General features: G+C 72.4%; 15 protein-coding genes. 8 read left to right on the top strand and 7 right to left on the bottom strand.

The features are described from left to right. Positions 1-551: 551 nt before the first annotated feature. Positions 552-2,345: an ABC transporter ATP-binding protein gene (locus BU204_RS09600; protein ID WP_075125244.1), complete on the top strand. Its 1,794-nt coding sequence runs from the start codon at positions 552-554 to the stop codon at positions 2,343-2,345. Further along, the gene (locus BU204_RS09595) at positions 2,342-4,213 is read left to right on the top strand and encodes an ABC transporter ATP-binding protein (protein WP_075125243.1); all 1,872 of its coding nucleotides are present in this window, start codon (positions 2,342-2,344) and stop codon (positions 4,211-4,213) included. The genes BU204_RS09600 and BU204_RS09595 overlap by 4 nt, the downstream gene beginning before the upstream one ends. Positions 4,214-4,260: 47 nt before the next feature. On the opposite strand, the gene BU204_RS09590 is transcribed toward BU204_RS09595, so the two are convergent. Genes BU204_RS09590 through BU204_RS09575 form a run of 4 tightly spaced genes read right to left on the bottom strand, consistent with a single transcriptional unit; the run spans position 4,261 to position 7,776 of the window. Then, complete coding sequence (locus tag BU204_RS09590) at positions 4,261-5,535, bottom strand: ABC transporter permease (RefSeq protein ID WP_083661151.1); 1,275 nt, start codon at positions 5,533-5,535, stop codon at positions 4,261-4,263. Beyond that, complete coding sequence (locus BU204_RS09585; protein WP_075125242.1) at positions 5,535-6,194, bottom strand: ABC transporter ATP-binding protein; 660 nt, start codon at positions 6,192-6,194, stop codon at positions 5,535-5,537. The genes BU204_RS09590 and BU204_RS09585 overlap by 1 nt, the downstream gene beginning before the upstream one ends. Beyond that, entirely contained in the window at positions 6,191-7,258 is a 1,068-nt protein-coding gene (locus tag BU204_RS09580) for a peptidoglycan-binding protein (RefSeq protein ID WP_075125241.1), read from the bottom strand. Before BU204_RS09580 ends, BU204_RS09585 begins: the two co-directional genes overlap by 4 nt. Further along, complete coding sequence (locus BU204_RS09575; protein ID WP_083661150.1) at positions 7,255-7,776, bottom strand: hypothetical protein; 522 nt, start codon at positions 7,774-7,776, stop codon at positions 7,255-7,257. The genes BU204_RS09580 and BU204_RS09575 overlap by 4 nt, the downstream gene beginning before the upstream one ends. 129 nt (positions 7,777-7,905) lie before the next feature. On the opposite strand from BU204_RS09575, the gene BU204_RS09570 reads away from it, so the two are divergent. Continuing rightward, positions 7,906-8,556 (top strand): response regulator transcription factor, encoded by a 651-nt coding sequence (locus tag BU204_RS09570; RefSeq protein WP_075125342.1) that lies wholly within the window; start codon positions 7,906-7,908, stop codon positions 8,554-8,556. After that, the gene (locus BU204_RS09565; protein ID WP_075125240.1) at positions 8,553-9,767 is read left to right on the top strand and encodes a sensor histidine kinase; all 1,215 of its coding nucleotides are present in this window, start codon (positions 8,553-8,555) and stop codon (positions 9,765-9,767) included. The genes BU204_RS09570 and BU204_RS09565 overlap by 4 nt, the downstream gene beginning before the upstream one ends. Here BU204_RS09565 and BU204_RS09560 read toward each other — a convergent pair. Then, positions 9,707-10,297, bottom strand: a complete 591-nt coding sequence (locus BU204_RS09560; protein ID WP_075125239.1) for a DUF2537 domain-containing protein — start codon at positions 10,295-10,297, stop codon at positions 9,707-9,709. The genes BU204_RS09565 and BU204_RS09560 overlap by 61 nt on opposite strands. Before the next feature lie 33 nt (positions 10,298-10,330). Continuing rightward, positions 10,331-11,137 carry a TrmH family RNA methyltransferase gene (locus tag BU204_RS09555; protein WP_075125238.1) on the bottom strand — a complete coding sequence of 269 codons (807 nt, stop codon included), beginning with the start codon at positions 11,135-11,137 and terminating at the stop codon, positions 10,331-10,333. A 148-nt stretch (positions 11,138-11,285) separates the two neighbouring features. Here BU204_RS09555 and BU204_RS09550 point away from each other — a divergent pair, with 148 nt between their 5' ends. The 4 genes from BU204_RS09550 to BU204_RS09535 all read left to right on the top strand — a co-directional run bounded on the left by BU204_RS09550 (position 11,286) and on the right by BU204_RS09535 (position 15,841). Further along, positions 11,286-12,782 carry a glutamate-cysteine ligase family protein gene (locus tag BU204_RS09550; protein ID WP_075125237.1) on the top strand — a complete coding sequence of 499 codons (1,497 nt, stop codon included), beginning with the start codon at positions 11,286-11,288 and terminating at the stop codon, positions 12,780-12,782. A gap of 39 nt (positions 12,783-12,821) precedes the next feature. Beyond that, positions 12,822-13,667, top strand: a complete 846-nt coding sequence (locus BU204_RS09545; RefSeq protein WP_075125236.1) for a metallophosphoesterase — start codon at positions 12,822-12,824, stop codon at positions 13,665-13,667. 7 nt (positions 13,668-13,674) lie between these two features. After that, positions 13,675-15,324: an AMP-binding protein gene (locus BU204_RS09540; RefSeq protein ID WP_075125235.1), complete on the top strand. Its 1,650-nt coding sequence runs from the start codon at positions 13,675-13,677 to the stop codon at positions 15,322-15,324. Between the two features lie 130 nt (positions 15,325-15,454). Continuing rightward, positions 15,455-15,841, top strand: coding sequence for a cold-shock protein (locus tag BU204_RS09535; RefSeq protein WP_075125341.1), 387 nt, complete (start codon positions 15,455-15,457; stop codon positions 15,839-15,841). Positions 15,842-15,858: 17 nt separating this feature from the next. On the opposite strand, the gene BU204_RS09530 is transcribed toward BU204_RS09535, so the two are convergent. Next, entirely contained in the window at positions 15,859-16,344 is a 486-nt protein-coding gene (locus BU204_RS09530; protein WP_083661149.1) for a DUF2771 family protein, read from the bottom strand. Between the last annotated feature and the right edge of the window lie 9 nt (positions 16,345-16,353).

Here is a 16,353-nt window from a genome sequence, read left to right as displayed (position 1 = left end):
GCGTCCCGGCTTGGGCAGCTGGCGCGGGGGTTACCCGCCCGAGGGAGGTAGCTGCTGTGCGTCCCGGATTGGGCAGCTGCGCGAGGTTTGCGTGCCCGAGGGGGTTAGGTGTTGTGCGTCCGGGCTTGGGTAGCTGGCGCGGGGTTGCCTGGGTTGGGGAGGTAACTGCCGGGTGTCCCGGCTTTGGGAGCTACAGGTCTCCTGTTGGGGGGAGGGTGTCCAGTAGGGCCAGGTCCCAGCCGGTCTGGTCGCACCAGTCCTCTGCTTCCTCGCGGGTTAGTGGGGTGGTTCCTGGGGGGCGGGTGGTGGAGCGTAGGCGGATCCAGCCATCGGGGGCCAGGACGTGCAGTTGACCGTCACGCACTGCCAGTAGGCGGCCGTCTGGGTAGGCCATCGTCGGCTCGGTGCGGAGGTAACGCACCGGCTCCGGTCGCGTCATGGACAGATGATCCCGCGCGCTTGACCTCCACCGCACACGAGGTCGCAGAGTCGAAAAGCAGATGCCGCGCGCCCCTCGATCACCTACCGTCGATGGGCACCCAGGGGAGCTCATGAAAAACGACACGATCGATTCGCATCAGCCTGCCCGAAACACGAACCTCGACGCGCTTCGCCGGCTTTCCCCCTACCTCAAACCCGTCCGCGGCCGGATGATCGGCTCGGCCGTGGCGGTGCTCGCCTCGATGATGTGCGGGCTGCTCATCCCACTGGTCATCCAGCGGATCCTGGACGGACCGGTGGCCACCGGCGACACCTCGGCTCTCGGCTGGATGGTCGCCGCCGTCGGAGTGCTCGGCGCGGCCGAGGCCCTGCTGTTCTTCACCCGTCGGCGGCTCATCTCCGGGCCCAGTACCCGGGCCGAGGCCGAGCTGCGCAAGGACCTCTACCACCACCTGCAACGACTGCCGATCGCGTTCCACGACCGCTGGCAGTCCGGCCAGCTGCTGTCCCGCGCGGTGTCGGACCTGTCGACACTTCGCCGGTTCATCGCGTTCGCGTTGATCTTCCTGGTCGTGAACAGCCTGACGCTCGTCATCGGGCTCGGCGTCCTGTTCCTGCTGGACCCGATGCTGGGGCTGATCTCGACCCTGTGCGCGGCGCCGCTGATCCTGATCTCCACCCTCTACGAGTCGCGCTACGCCGTGCTGGCCCGGCGCTCGCAGGACCAGAACGGCGATCTCGCCACGACCGTCGAGGAGTCCGTACTGGGCATCCGCGTGCTCAAGGCGTTCGGCCGCGGCCCGCACCTCGCCGCCCGCTTCGCCGAGCAGGCCCGCGAGCTGCGCCGCACCGAGCTGCGCAAGGTGCACGTGGTCGGCCTGCTGTGGGGCGCGATCATCGTGCTGCCCGAGATCGCGATCGGCGGGCAGCTGCTCTACGGCACGTTCGGCATCGCCAACGGGACGATGACCGTCGGCACGCTGGTCGCCGCGGTGGCCGTCGCGACCTACCTGCGCTGGCCGACCGACTCCATCGGCTGGCTGCTCGCCGAGACCAACCAGGCGGCGACGGCGGCCATGCGCTACTGGGAGGTCCGGGACGCCGAGATCACCATCACCGACCCACCGGTACCGCGCCGGCTGCCCGCCACCGCCCGCGGTCACCTGCGGTTCGAGAACGTGCGCTTCGCCCACCCCGGCAGCGACACCGAGATCCTGCGCGGCGTGACCCTCGACGTCCGTCCGGGTGAGACCGTGGCGCTGGTCGGCGCGACCGGCTCCGGGAAGACCACGCTCACCGCGCTGGTCCCCCGGCTGGTCGACGTGACCGGCGGGCGAGTCACGGTGGACGGCGTCGACGTGCGCGACCTCGAGCTCGGCCAGCTGCGCAGGGTCGTGGCGACCGCGTTCGAGGAGCCCGTGCTGTTCTCCGCGAGCGTGCGGGAGAACGTCGCGCTCGGCGGCACCGAGGTCGACGAGGACGACGTGCGGCAGGCGCTGCGGGTGGCCGCCGCCGAGGACTTCGTCGACGCGCTGCCGTGGGGCCTGGACACCCGGATCGGCGAGCAGGGCCTGTCCCTGTCCGGCGGGCAGCGCCAGCGGCTCGCCCTCGCCCGCGCTGTGGTCGGGCGGCCGTCGGTGCTCGTTCTCGACGACCCGCTCTCCGCGCTCGACGTGCACACCGAGGCCGAGGTCGAGCACGCGCTGCGCAGCGTGCTGCGGGACGTGACCGCGCTGGTGGTGGCCCACCGGCCGAGCACCGTCCAGCTGGCCGACCGGGTCGCGATGCTCTCCGGCGGGCGGATCACGGCCGTCGGCACCCACTCGGACCTGCTGGCCGGCAACGCCGAGTACCGGGCCCTGCTCTCCACCGACGACGATGCCAGGAGCGAGGTGGTCGCATGAGCGCGCCGACGAACCAGGCGGACCAGGTGACGACACCCGGTCCCGACGAGCAGTGGCGGGGCGTCGCCGCCGAGGACGTGACCGAGCTCGACGCGGTCGTCGGCGCCCGACTGCAGAAGCGGTCCCGCGTGCTGCTCGCCTCGCTGGTCCGCCCCCGGCTGTGGACCGCGCTGCTGGCGCTGGCGCTGGTGGTCACCGAGAACCTGGTGGTGCTCGCCGGGCCGCTGATGATCGCCATCACGATCGACACCGGCATCCCGAACGCGATCGACGGCGACACCGCCGTGCTCGCCTGGTGCGTGGGTGGCTACCTGGCGGCCGGGCTGGGCGGTGCCGCGCTGCGCTTCGCGTTCCTGAAGGTGTCCGGGCGGTTCGGCCAGGACGTGCTGCTGGACCTGCGGCAGCGGGTCTTCGGCCATGCCCAGCGGCTGTCGCTGTCCTTCCACGAGGACTACACCTCCGGAAAGGTCATCTCCCGGCTCACCAGCGACATCGACTCGCTGCACGACCTGCTCGAGGACGGCCTGGACGGGTTGCTGACCGCGGTCCTGTCGGTGTTCGGCATCGCGGTGATGCTCCTGGTCCTCGACCTGCCGCTCGGGCTGCTGGTGCTCACCGGGCTGATCCCGGTGGTGCTGGTGACCCGCTGGTTCTACCTGCGCTCGCGCTACGCCTACCGCAACACCCGCGGCGCCATCGCGAAGATCATCGTCCAGTTCGTCGAGACGATGAACGGGATGCGGGCCGTGCAGGCGTTCCGCCGGGAGTCCCGCAACGAGTCGATCCTCGCCGGGTTCAACGACGAGTTCCGCGGGGCGAACAAGAGGGCGCTGGACGTGATGGCCACGTTCACGATGACCGTGCGGCTGGTCGGCAACCTCTCGCTCGCCCTGGTGCTGGCGATCGGTGCGGTGCGGGTGGTCCAGGGTGGCCTCGAGCTGGGCGTGCTGACGGCGTTCACCCTGTACCTGCGCCGCTTCTACGATCCGCTCGACGAGCTCGCCATGTTCGCCAACTCCTACACCTCGGCGATCGCGGCGCTGGAGAAGATCTCCGGGGTGCTCGAGGAGCGGCCGACCGTGGTCGATCCGGCGAGCCCCGTGGCGCTGCCGCCGGCCAAAACCGGTCGCGCGGTGACCTTCGACGGCGTGGAGTTCCGCTACTCGACGGGTGGGCCGGTGGTGCTGCCCCGGTTCGACCTGGCCGTTCCCGCCGGGCAGACCGTCGCCCTGGTCGGCGCGACCGGCGCGGGCAAGTCGACCATCGCGAAGCTGGTGGCCAGGTTCTACGACCCGCCCAGCGGCCGGGTGGCGCTTTCCGGGGTGGACCTGCGGTCGGTGGCCGACGCCGAGCTGCGCCGTGCGGTGGTCATGGTCACCCAGGAGAACTTCCTGTTCGCCGGCTCGGTCGCGGACAACATCGCCCTCGGCCGGCCCGGTGCGAGCCGGGCGGAGATCGAGGCCGCGGCGGAGGCGGTCGGCGCGGACGAGTTCATCCGCGCGCTGCCCGGGGGGTACGACACCGACGTGCGCAAGCGCGGCGGCCGCCTGTCGGCCGGACAGCGCCAGCTGGTGGCGTTCGCCAGGGCGTTCCTGGCCGACCCCGCGGTGCTGGTGCTGGACGAGGCCACCTCGAGCCTCGACGTGCCGACCGAGCGGGCGGTGCAGCGGGCCCTGGAGTCGGTGCTGGCCGACCGGACGGCGCTGATCATCGCCCACCGCCTGTCGACCGTGCTGATCGCCGACCGGGTGCTGGTGGTGGAGGGCGGCCGGATCGTGGAGGACGGCTCCCCCGCGGAGCTCGTCGAGCACCCGGCCGGGGGCCGGTTCGCCGCCCTGCACCGCACCTGGTTGGAGTCGCTGGCCTGAGCCGGCGGGCTCGCGGGGTCCGTTCGCCGCCCCGCGAGCCCGCGCGGTCAGGGGGCTGCCAGGGCCTGCGTCGGCGCCAGGCGGGCGGCCCGCATCGCCGGGTAGAGACCGGCCAGGGCGCCGATGACCAGCGTCGCGGCGACGGCGCCCAGGGTCGCCCACGGGGGTACCGACGTCGGCCAGCCCCTGGTCGCCGCGTAGGCGGTGGTGACCAGGACGCCGAGCAGGGCGCCCGCGACCCCGCCCAATGCCGAGAGCAGCAGGGACTCGGCCACGAACTGGAGCCGGAGCTGGCCGCGGGTTGCGCCGAGCGAGCGGCGCAGGCCGATCTCCGCCCGCCGCTCCAGAACCGAGATCACCATCGTGTTGGCCACCCCGACGCCGCCGACCAGCAGCGCGACGGCACCCAGCCCGAGCAGCAGCCCGGTGAACGCCTCCTCGGTCGCCTGGCGAGCGACGAGCGCGTCCGACGGGCGGGACACGAGAACCTCACCCGGGGCGGCGGGGTTCGCCGTCGCCGCGAGCAGGTCGGCCACCGACTCGACGGCGGAGTCCAGGCTTCGGGTGTAGACGGTCGTCGGGTGGCCATCGAAGTCCAAATAGGACTTCGCGGCGGCCCAGCCGACCAGGGCGGCGTTGTCCAGCTCGGGGGCCAGCGGCGCCGGCGCCAGCACACCGACGACGCTGAACCAGCGACCGCCCAGGTAGACGTCGACGCCGGGAGCGACGCCGAGCAGGTCGGCCGCCGCCGCGCCGAGCACGACGGCGGGATAGCGGGCGGTCGCCTCGTTGAGCCAGGCGCCCTCGGTCACCTCGGTACCGACCGTGCGCGGCAGGTCCAGGGCGGCGGCCTGCACGGTCAGCCCGCGGGTCTCCACCTCGGGGATGCGGTCGTTGCGGTAGACGGTGGCATCGGCCACCTTCCCGGCCGCGGCGACCTCCCGGACCGGGGCGATCCTGGAGATCATCTCGGGCGCCTCGACCGGCAGCGTGGCCTCTCCGCCGTCCAGCCTGGTGCCGGGCTGCACGGTCAGGAGGTTGGTGCCCAGCGCCGCGAGGCGCCGGTCCAGGTCCACCCGGGAGGACGAGGAGATCCCGACCACGGACACCATCGCGGCGATCCCGATGGCGATCCCGAGCGCGGAGAGGAACACCCGCAACGGCCGGGCACGCAGCCCCGAGCCGCCGACCCGGAGCACGTCACCACACCGGAGACGGGCCGGAACCAGCGAGCCAGAACCACGCCGACCGCCACCGACCCGGCTCCCACCCAGCCGATCCCCACCCAGCCGGCCGTCGAGCGGATCCCGGTCGGCGGCCATCAGACGATCTCCCCGTCCAGGAGGGCGACCTGTCTGGGCAGGCTCGCGGCGATCTCGCGGTCGTGGGTGACGACCAGGACCGTCGTCCCCGCCGAGGACAGCTCCCAGAGCAGCGCCATCACCCCGGCGCCGGCGACCGAGTCGAGGTTGCCGGTCGGCTCGTCGGCCAGGAGCAGCGCCGGCTCGCCGGCCACCGCCCTCGCCATCGCCACCCGCTGGCGCTCGCCACCGGACAGCTCGTGCGGGCGGTGGTCGAGCCGCTCGGCCAGTCCGACGCGGACCAGTGCCGCCTCGGCCCGGCGCTCGCGCTCCCGGCGCGGCACCCCCGCGTAGAGCAGCCCCTCCGCCACGTTGTCCACCGCGGACCGGCCCGGCGCCAGGTGGAACTGCTGGAACACGAAGCCGATCCGGCTCGCCCGCAGGGCCGACAGCCGCCGGTCCGACAACGACGCCACGTCGTGGCCGTCGATCCGCACGGTTCCCGACGACGGCCGGTCCAGCGTCCCCACGAGGTGCAGCAGCGTCGACTTGCCCGAGCCGGACGGCCCGACAACGGCCACCAGTTCGCCGTAGGCGACCTCGAGCGACACCGAACGCAGCGCCGTCACCCCGGGGTAGGACCGCGTCACGTCGACCAGCTCGACCACCGGCCCGGTCATGACGGCACCCCCACCCGCATGCCCTCGGTCAGGCCCGTGCCGTCGACCTCGACCCGGCCGTCGGCGAACAGGCCGGTCTCCACCGGGACGAGCCGGGTCGACCCGCGGTCCACGACCTCGATCCCGTACCCACCGCCGGCCAGCGCGAGCAACGCGGCGACCGGGACGGTCAGCACGTCCGGCCGCCGCGAGGCGGTGAAGGCGACCCGCACGCTCGCCTCGTCGTAGGCACCCAGGACCTTCTGGTCGGCGACGGTCACGGTCACGACGAGCGAGGTCGTCGGGTCTCCGCCGTTCTCGGCCTGCGTCTCCACGGTGCGCGAGCCGGCCACCGTGCCGGCGACCCGCTTCCCGTCCGGGAGGGTGACGTCCACGGCCGCGCCCTTCGGCGCCAGGCGCTGGTCCTCGGGGTCCAGCTCGACGGTGACCACGCGGGAGGTGCCGGTGACCGTGAGCAGCTCGCCCTGGGCGGGGTCGCCGGGGGCAACACCGACCGTCTCGACCCGCACCGGTCCCGGCGCGTAGAACACCCGACCGATCTCGACCGTGCCGGTCTCGCTCAGGCCGAGGTCGTCCTGCCAGTCGGCCACCGCGGCGGCGGTGGCCGAGGTGTACTCCTCGTCCACGGTGAACCCGGTGTAGCCGAGCGCGGCGAGGTTCCGCTCGAACTGCACCACGTCGGCGCCCTCGACGCCCGGGGCGAGCGTCCGGTAGGCCGGCAGGCGACCGTAGAGCAACACCACCGGGGTGTCGTCGACCCGGTACAGCGCCTGGCCCCGCGACAGCGTCGCCCCGGGTGCCGGCAGCGCGGTCACCGTCCCACCCAGCCGCCCGGCCACGCCGGTGGCATCGCCGTGGCCGAGCGACCCGTTCTCGATCCGCCTGTCGACCAGGGTCTGCCGGGTCAGCTCGGCCGTCTCCGGAAGTCTCCGGGTGGGCGGGGACGTCGAGGCGGGGCCCCAGTCGAACCCCACCGCGGCCGCCGTCGCCGCCGCGGCGGTCAGAACGACGGCGACCACGGCGCCCACGAGCCTTCCCGCCTTCCCGGACCTCACGGGACTCATTCGCCGTCCTCGTGGTCGGTCGTGGCGCCCCGACCGCCGTCCGGCAGGTGCTTGGCGCACTTCTGCTCGGCGGCCTTGAACTCCTCGCTCAACGGGTCGAGGTTCGGGCCGCCCTCGACGGCGATCCCGCCGTCGGGCTTCGGGTCGGGGAAGTCCGGCAGCCCGTTCTCCCGCATGCACCGCGCGAACGCCCGCTGTTTGACGATGTCCTCCGGATCCATCTCGCGCGGCTCGCCGCCGTTGGGCAACAGGCGCTTGCACTCGGCGTTCGCGGCGTCCATGGCCTCCTTGTCGGCTCCCTCCGGAGTGGACAGCCTCGCTTCGCCGTTCTCGCCCGGCTCCGGGTCCGGGAAGTCGGGAACCCCGTTCTCCCGCATACACCGCGAGTACTCCAGCGCGGCCTCCTGCTCGTTCGGCTCGCTGCTCGGGCCCGGCGCCCCCTGGTCCCCGTCGATGCCGGAGCCGCACCCGGCCAGCACGAGCAACAACAGCCCCAGTGCGGTCGTCCTGACGCGCATGTGATCGCCTCCTCGACCGGCCGGGCGGGTCCCGGCCGTCGGCGGGGAGTACATCGACGCGGCCGTCACCGGGCCGTCTCCCGCGATGTTGACGCGGAGGTGACACCGCGGCGGGAGACCATGGCGGCCATGCGCATCCTGGTCGTCGAGGACGAGCCGCTGCTGGCCGACGCGGTGGCCGAGGGGCTGCGCGGGGCCGCCCATGCCGTGGACGTGGTGCACGACGGCGGCGCCGCGCTGGAACGGCTCGGCGTGCACGACTACGACGTGGTGGTGCTCGACCGCGACCTGCCGGTGGTGCACGGCGACGAGGTGTGTCGCGAGCTGGCCGGCTCGCAGGTGCGGGTGCTGATGCTGACCGCAGCCTCGGACGTCGACGATCGGGTCGCCGGGCTCGCCCTGGGCGCCGACGACTACCTACCCAAGCCGTTCGCGTTCCGCGAGCTGGCCGCCCGCGTGGCGGCGCTGGGCCGCCGGGCGCGACCGGCGGCGCCGCCGGTGCTCGAGCGAGCCGGGATCCGGTTGGACCCGCACCGCCGTGAGGTGTACCGCGACGGGCGGTACGTCCCGCTCTCCCGCAAGGAGTTCGCCGTGCTCACCGAGCTGCTGCTGGCGCAGGGCGCGGCGGTCTCGGCCGAGCAGCTGCTGGAGAAGGCGTGGGACGAGCACGCCGACCCGTTCACCCACACCGTCCGGATGATCATTCTCAAGCTGCGCCGCAAGCTCGGTGAGCCGGCGGTGGTGCTGACCGACCCGGGAGTGGGGTACCGCATCCCATGAGCAGGCTGACCATCCGCGCGCGGCTGACCCTGGTGTACGGCGGGCTGTTCTTCCTGGCCGGGTTGGTGCTGCTCGGGGTGACCTACGCGCTGGTCTCGCAGCGGTTCGCCGGCGGGGTCAGCGTCACCGACGTCCGCGGGCCGGGCTCGGTGCAACCGCCTCCGGGTGCGGTGCGGAGCACCCAGATCAGCGGGGTCAGCCCCGAGGACATGCTGACGGCACTGCTGGCGATGGGCGGGATCGCCCTGGCCGTGGTGGGCGCTCTGGCGACCGCGATCGGCTGGTTGATCGCCGGGCGGATGCTCCAACCACTCCACCGCGTGACCGAGACCGCCCGGCGGATCGCCGACTCCCCGCGCAACCTGCACGAACGCCTCGCGCTGTCCGGCCCGAGCGACGAGCTCACACGCCTCGGCGACACCTTCGACCTGATGCTCGAACGCCTCGACCAGTCGTTCGAGGGGCAGGCCCGGTTCATCGCCAACGCCTCGCACGAGCTGCGCACGCCGCTGACCCTCAACCGCACCCTGCTCGAGATCGCGATGACCCGGCCGGGAACCCCCGCGCGGACCCGCCAGCTGGGCGAGACCCTGCTGGAGGTCAACGCCCGGCACGAGCGGCTGATCGACGGCCTGCTGCTGCTCGCCCGGTCCGACCGCGAGCTCACCGACCGGTCCTTCGTCGACCTCGCCGACATCGTGGCGCACGTCGCGGCCCAGCAGTCCGCCGCGGTGGACGTGCGGGCCGGCGGCACCGAGGCCCCCACCGCCGGCGACCCCGTCCTGCTGGAACGGCTGGTGCAGAACCTCGTGGAGAACGGCGTCCGGCACAACGTGGCCGACGGCTGGGTGCGGGTCGACACCGGCAGCCGCCCGGACGGGACGGTCTTCGTGAGCGTCACCAACACCGGCCCCGCCGTGGCGCCCTACGAGGTGCCCTCGCTGTTCGAGCCGTTCCGCCGGCTCAGCCGCACCCACGGCGGCGGCGCCGGCCTCGGCCTGTCGATCGTGCGGGCGGTGGCCACCGCGCACGACGGGGCCGTGCACGCCGAGCCGCGCCCCGGCGGCGGGCTGGTCGTCACGGTCACGCTGCCGCTCGCACCGGCGGCGGCGGCCGTGCCGGGCGCGGGCCCCGACGACACCGACGCCGACTACAGCAGGACGAACGGCAGCACCAGCCAGGCCAGGACGATCGCCGCGCCGACGCCGTAGGCCACCCAGCGCCAGACCGGCTGGCGGCGCACCAGCCACAGCGAGGGCAGCAGCCCCACGGTGACCACGACGTTGGACGCCACGGCCAGCAGGGCATGTGTCGCGGCGAGCGTCGCGGCCAGGGTGACCACGGTGAACAGCACGATCGCCAGCACCACGCCGGACACCGTGAGGCCGGTCAGCCAGGGTGTCGGCTCCGGCGGACGCGGAGGGCGCCGCACCCGCGCCCGCGCCGGCGGCGGGTCGACCGTCCGCTCCTCCCCGGTGAGCGGGTCGAGGTAGTCCACCGGGGCGCCCATGGAGGCCGCCACCCGGGCGGCCAGCTGCAGGCCTCGCCGGGTCACCACGGCGCTCGCCGCGGGGTTGGCCTCCGGGCCGCCGCGGGCGACGGCCCCGGCCACCCTGGCCCACTCGTGCAGCGCGTCGGTCAGCTCCCCGCCCAGCGGCAGCCGACGGGGATCGACCTCGTGCTCGACCTCCCCCTCGTACCCGACCAGCACCGCACGCTCACCCCTGGCGCGCAGCTGCACAGCTGCTCCCTCCCCCTGCCGCCCCGTCTCCAGTTACCCCGGGAACGTACCGAGAGCGTAGAAGGCGACCGCGCCCGCGGTGGCCACGTTGAGCGAGTCGACGCCGCCGGCCATCGGGATCCGCACGGCGGCGTCGGCGGCCTCGATCGCCGCCGAGGTGAGCCCCGGACCCTCCGAGCCCAGCAGGACGGCCAGCCGCTCCACCCCCGCGAACTCCCCGACCGGCACGGCTTCGGCCGCCGGGGTCATCGCGAGCACCCGGAACCCCTCCTCCCGCAGCCACTTCAGCCCGACCGGCCATTCGGCAAGCGGCGCGAACGGCACGGCGAGGACGTGCCCCATCGAGACCCGGACGCTGCGCCGGTAGAGCGGGTCGGCACAGCCGGGACCGAGCAGCACCCCGTCCACGCCGAGCGCGGCGGCGTTGCGGAACAACGAGCCCAGGTTCTCGTGGTCGCCGACCCCCTCCAGCACCAGCAGCCGCCGCGCGTCCCGCACCACGTCCAGCGGCGTCCACGGCACCGGTCGGTCGGCGACCGCGAGCACACCCCGGTTGAGGTGGAAGCCCACCACCTCGGCCATCAGCTCGGCCGAGCACGCGTAGACCGGCGCGGTGCGGCCGGCGAGGTCCTCGGCGAGCTCCTCGAGCCGCCGCGGCACGCCGAGCACGGCACGCAGCGGGTAGCGCGAGGCCAGCATCCGCCGGACCACCACGACCCCCTCGGCGATCACCAGCCCACGACCACCCGGTCGGTCGGGGCGTCGATCGGCCGTGGTCAGCCCGCGGAAGTCGTCCAGTCGCGCATCGTCGGGATCCCGCACCTCGATCACACGGCGCATGGTCCCACAACCGTGGCGAGATGAGCCCTGCGTGACCTCCGACCCCTCGCAGTGCACCGTATTGGACGCTAGCCTTGTGTTTCGCAGCTGTGTCACGGTTGGTACTCCCGCGCACGTGCCGGTCCCCACCCGGCAAGGGGAGGTCCAGATGGGACAGGACGTGGCGACCGAGGTGTTCGACCGGTCGGATCGCCAGCGTTACCGGGTGAAGGTGCAGCGGTGTCTGGACGCGCTCGCCAGAATGCTGAGCCAGGGCGGGTTCGCCACCGCGCCACCGCAGATCGGTGTCGAGGTCGAGCTGAACCTGGTGGACGACCGGCTCTCGCCCGCGATGGCGAACAGCATCGTGCTGGAGAAGCTGAACGACCCGGCGTTCACCACCGAGCTCGGTCAGCACAACATCGAGCTGAACGTGCTGCCGCGACCGCTGTCGGGGAGCCAGGCCAGCGAGCTGGAGGCCGAGCTGACCGGATCCCTCGCGGCGGCCAACGGGAAGGCTCAGGACGCCGGTGCGACGCTGGTGATGATCGGCATGCTGCCGACGCTTCGCGAGGAGCACTTCAAGGCCAAGTGGCTGTCGAAGAACACGCGGTACGCGCTGCTCAACGAGAAGATCTTCGCCGAGCGTGGCGAGGACATGGTGCTGCACATGGACGGTCCGGCGATCCCCGGCCAACGCGGTGAACGCCTGCGCAGCAGCGCGGACTCGATCCTGCCCGAGGCCGCCTGCACGTCCGCGCAACTGCATCTGCAGGTGCCGCCGGACCAGTTCGCGACGCACTGGAACGCCGCGCAGTGCCTGGCCGGTGTGCAGGTCGCGATCGCGGCGAACTCGCCGTTCCTGCTGGGCAAGGCGCTCTGGCACGAGACCCGGATCCCCCTGTTCCAGCAGGCGACCGACACGCGTCCGCAGGAGCTGAAGAACCAGGGTGTGCGGCCGCGGGTCTGGTTCGGGGAGCGGTGGATCACCTCGATCTTCGACCTGTTCGAGGAGAACGTCCGCTACTTCCCGGGACTGCTGCCGCAGATCGACGACGAGGACCCGATCGAGGCGCTCGACTCCGGAACCGCGCCGAAGCTCGCCGAGCTGCGCATGCACAACGGCACGATCTGGCGCTGGAACCGACCGGTGTACGACGTCGTCGACGGCGTGCCGCACCTGCGGGTGGAGAACCGGGTGCTGCCGGCCGGTCCGACGGTCGTCGACCTGGTGGCCAACGCCGCGTTCTTCTACGGCGCCCAGCGCGCCCTCGCCGCCGAAGAACGTCCACTATGGACTCAGATGTCGTTCCAGGCCGCCGAGGAGAACCTGTACGCCGGCGCCAGGCACGCCTTCGACGCGCAGCTGTACTGGCCGGGCATCGGCTGGGTCCCGCCGGACGAGCTGGTGCTGCGCCGGCTGCTGCCGATGGCGCACGAGGGCCTGCGCGACTGCAAAGTTTCCGACGAGGTCCGCGAGCGGTACCTCGGCGTGATCGAGCAGCGCTGCCTGGCCCAGCGCACCGGGTCGACCTGGCAGCGGGAGACCGTGGCGCGGCTGGAAGAGCGGGGTCTGTCCAGGGACGCGGCACTGCGCGGGATGCTTGCCCGGTACCTCGAGCTGTCCTCGGCAAACGAGCCGGTGCACACCTGGCCGGGCCTGTAGAACACGGCGCTCGTTTCCCACCTGGCATATTGTCGCGTTGTGCAGGACGACGGACGCTCCACCTTCGTGGTCGGCGACGTGCACGGGCACCTGGACGAGTTGCTCGCCGCGCTGGCCGACGCCGGGCTGGTCGACGAGGAGGCGAACTGGTCCGGAGGTGACACGCACCTGTGGTTCCTCGGCGACTTCGTCGACCGCGGCCCGAACGGGATAGGCGTGATCGACCTGGTCATGCGGCTGTCCCGGGAGGCCGAGCAGGCCGGTGGGCAGGTACAGGCGCTGCTGGGCAACCACGAGATCCTGCTGCTCGGCATGCACCGCTTCGGTGACACGGAGGTGCCCTCCGACTTCGGTCCGCGCAGCTTCGCCCGGAGCTGGGAGATGAACGGCGGCCAGCCGGCCGACCAGGAGGCGGTCACCGACGACCACGTCGAGTGGCTGACCAACCGCCCGGCCGTCGCACTGGTCGGCTCCCACCTGCTGATGCACTCCGACACGGTCGAGTACCTGGTGTGGGGCGGGGACATCGAGGAGATCAACGAGGGCATCCAGGAGGTCCTCACGTCCGACGACCTGGTCGAGTGGTGGGAGGTCTGGCGCCGACTCACCACCCGGCACGCCTTCCGCGGCCCGCACGGCGCGGACATGGCCGGGCACCTGCTGGCCGTCCTGGGCGGCGAGCAGGTCGTCCACGGCCACAGCGTCATCGCCGACCAGCTCGGCATCGCGCCGGCGCTGGTCGAGGGCCCGTACGAGTACGCGGACGGCCGCGCCCTGGGGGTCGACGGCGGCGTCTTCGTCGGAGGGCCGTGCCTGGTCGTGCCGCTGCCCTGGCCGGGGAAACCAGACCTCTCCGCAGAAGAGGACAAGGAACTAGACATCTGAGGTAGGTATGACCCGCGTCCCCAGTTACGTCTCCGGTACCTCCGACACGCCGCTGCTCGGCGAGACCATCGGCGACAACCTCGACCGGACCGTCGCCGCCTTCGGGGAACGGGACGCGCTGGTCGAGCGGGCCAGCGGGCGGCGGTGGACCTACCGGCAGTTCGCCGAGGAGGTCAACGCGGTCGCGCTGGGGTTGGTCGACCTCGGCGTGGAGAAGGGCGACCGGGTCGGAATCTGGGCGCCGAACTGCGCGGAGTGGACGTTCACCCAGTACGCGACGGCCAAGATCGGGGCGATCCTGGTCAACATCAACCCCGCCTACCGGGTGCACGAGCTCGAGTACGTGCTCAACCAGTCCGGCATCCGCGTCCTGGTCGCCGCGGAGAGCTTCAGGACCTCCGACTACGCGGCCATGATCGACGAGGTCCGCCCGAGGTGCCCGGCGCTGGAGGAGGTCCTGCTGATCGGTCGAGAGGAGTGGACCGGCCTGGTCTCGATCGGTCGTGGGGGCTCGGTCGCGCTGCTCGAGGAGCTCCAGGCGGAGCTGTCGGCCGACGATCCGATCAACATCCAGTACACCTCGGGCACCACGGGCTTCCCCAAGGGCGCGACCCTCTCCCACCACAACATCCTCAACAACGGCTACTTCGTCGGCGAGCTGTGCGGCTACACCGAGCTGGACCGGATCTGCATCCCGGTGCCCTTCTACCACTGCTTCGGCATGGTCATGGGCAACCTCGCGGCGACCTCGCACGGGGCCTGCATGGTCGTGCCGGCGCCGGCGTTCGACCCGGCGCAGACCCTCGCCGCCGTCGCCGCCGAGCGCTGCACCTCGCTCTACGGCGTGCCGACGATGTTCATCGCCGAGCTCGCCGACCCCTCGTTCGGCGAGCACGACCTGTCCTCGCTGCGCACCGGGATCATGGCCGGCTCGCCCTGCCCGGTGGAGGTGATGCGGCAGGTGGTCGAGCGAATGGGGATGACCGAGGTGACCATCTGCTACGGCATGACCGAGACCTCGCCGGTCTCCACCCAGACCAGGGCGGACGACCCGCTCGAACGTCGAGTGTCCACAGTGGGCAGAGTGCACCCGCATCTCGAGGTGAAGGTGGTCGACCCCGAGACCGGCCGCACCGTCCCGCGCGGCACGCCCGGCGAGCTGTGCACCCGCGGCTACTCGGTGATGCTCGGCTACTGGGAGCAGCCGGACCGTACCGCCGAGGTGATCGACGCGGCACGCTGGATGCACACCGGCGACCTCGCGGTGCTCGACGAGGAGGGCTACCTCAACATCACCGGCAGGATCAAGGACATGGTCATCCGGGGCGGTGAGAACGTGTACCCGCGGGAGATCGAGGAGTTCCTCTACACCCACCCGGACGTGCTGGACGCCCAGGTGATCGGGGTGCCCGACGAGCGCTACGGCGAGGAGCTCATGGTGTGGCTGCGGATGCGGGAGGGCGCCGAGCCACTGACCGCCGAGGCCGTGCGGGAGTTCTGCCAGGGCCGGCTCGCCCACTTCAAGATCCCCCGCTACGTGCACGTCGTCGACGAGTTCCCGATGACGGTCACCGGCAAGGTGCGCAAGGTGGAGATGCGCGCCGCCGCGGTGGAGTTGCTCGGTCTCGGTGACGCCGCGACCACCCGGCACGCCTGAACGCCGCTCCGGGACGTTTCGCGCCCGACTGGGGGCCAACCCGCTACCCCTGGTGCCCCCGCGTGACATAGGCTGGACGGACGCGTCCTGGGTACGCCCCGGGGCGCGTTCGTATGTGGAGGTGACCGTTGTGCCGACCGGAAAGGTCAAGTGGTACGACTCGGAGAAGGGCTTCGGGTTCGTCACACAGGATGGCGGCGAGGACGTCTACGTCCGGTCGTCAGCCCTGCCGGCCGGGGTGCCGGGGCTGAAGGCTGGCCAACGAATCGAGTTCGGCGTCGCCGACGGGCGGCGTGGGCCGCAGGCGTTGTCGGTACGCCTGCTCGACCCGCCGCCGTCGGTGGTGGAGGCGCGGCGTCGGCCGGCGGAGGAGCTGCACGGTCTGATCGAGGACATGATCAAGCTGCTGGAGGCCAAGGTCCAGCCGGACCTGCGCCGAGGCCGCTACCCGGACCGCAAGGCCACCAAGCGGATCGCGGACGTGGTCCGCGCGGTGGCCCGCGAGCTCGATCCGTAGCGAAGCGTCAGGCGAGGTCAGGCCGGCGCCTCGATGCGGGCGGACCAGACACCGCGGCTGACCGCGGCCGGCTCCCCCGCCTCGTCCCGGACGAGCTTGGCGCCGGCCTGCTTCACCTCGACCGTCTGCAGCTGGTCCCCCTTGCCCGGGGGGAGCGCGTCGAACGTCGATGCCTTGTTCGGGGCGAACGTGGCGACGGTCTCCGGGGCCTTCTGCTCGCCGGCGGCGGTCCGGTACTGGATCACCACCGACCAGGGCGTCTCGGCGACCTCCTTCGGCACCCGCACCCGTACCGGCGTCCCCGGCGCGACGGTCAGGCGGACCTGGGCGGTGTTGTCCCGCTTGCAGGCGTTGACCTCGATGTCGCAGTAGAGGTACGGCTTGGCGCTGACCTTGGTGTCGGCGACCGAGAAGTCGATGCTGGGGTCCGCCGGCGGTGGTGGCGTGGACGAGCATCCGGCCAGCAGCAGGACCAGCGTCATCGGGACAGCCACGGTGCGCACGTCAGCGAG

The sequence above is a fragment of the Actinophytocola xanthii genome (assembly GCF_001921205.1).
Lineage (GTDB): Bacteria > Actinomycetota > Actinomycetes > Mycobacteriales > Pseudonocardiaceae > Actinophytocola > Actinophytocola xanthii.
This window is presented reverse-complemented; position numbering and strand designations above follow the sequence as displayed.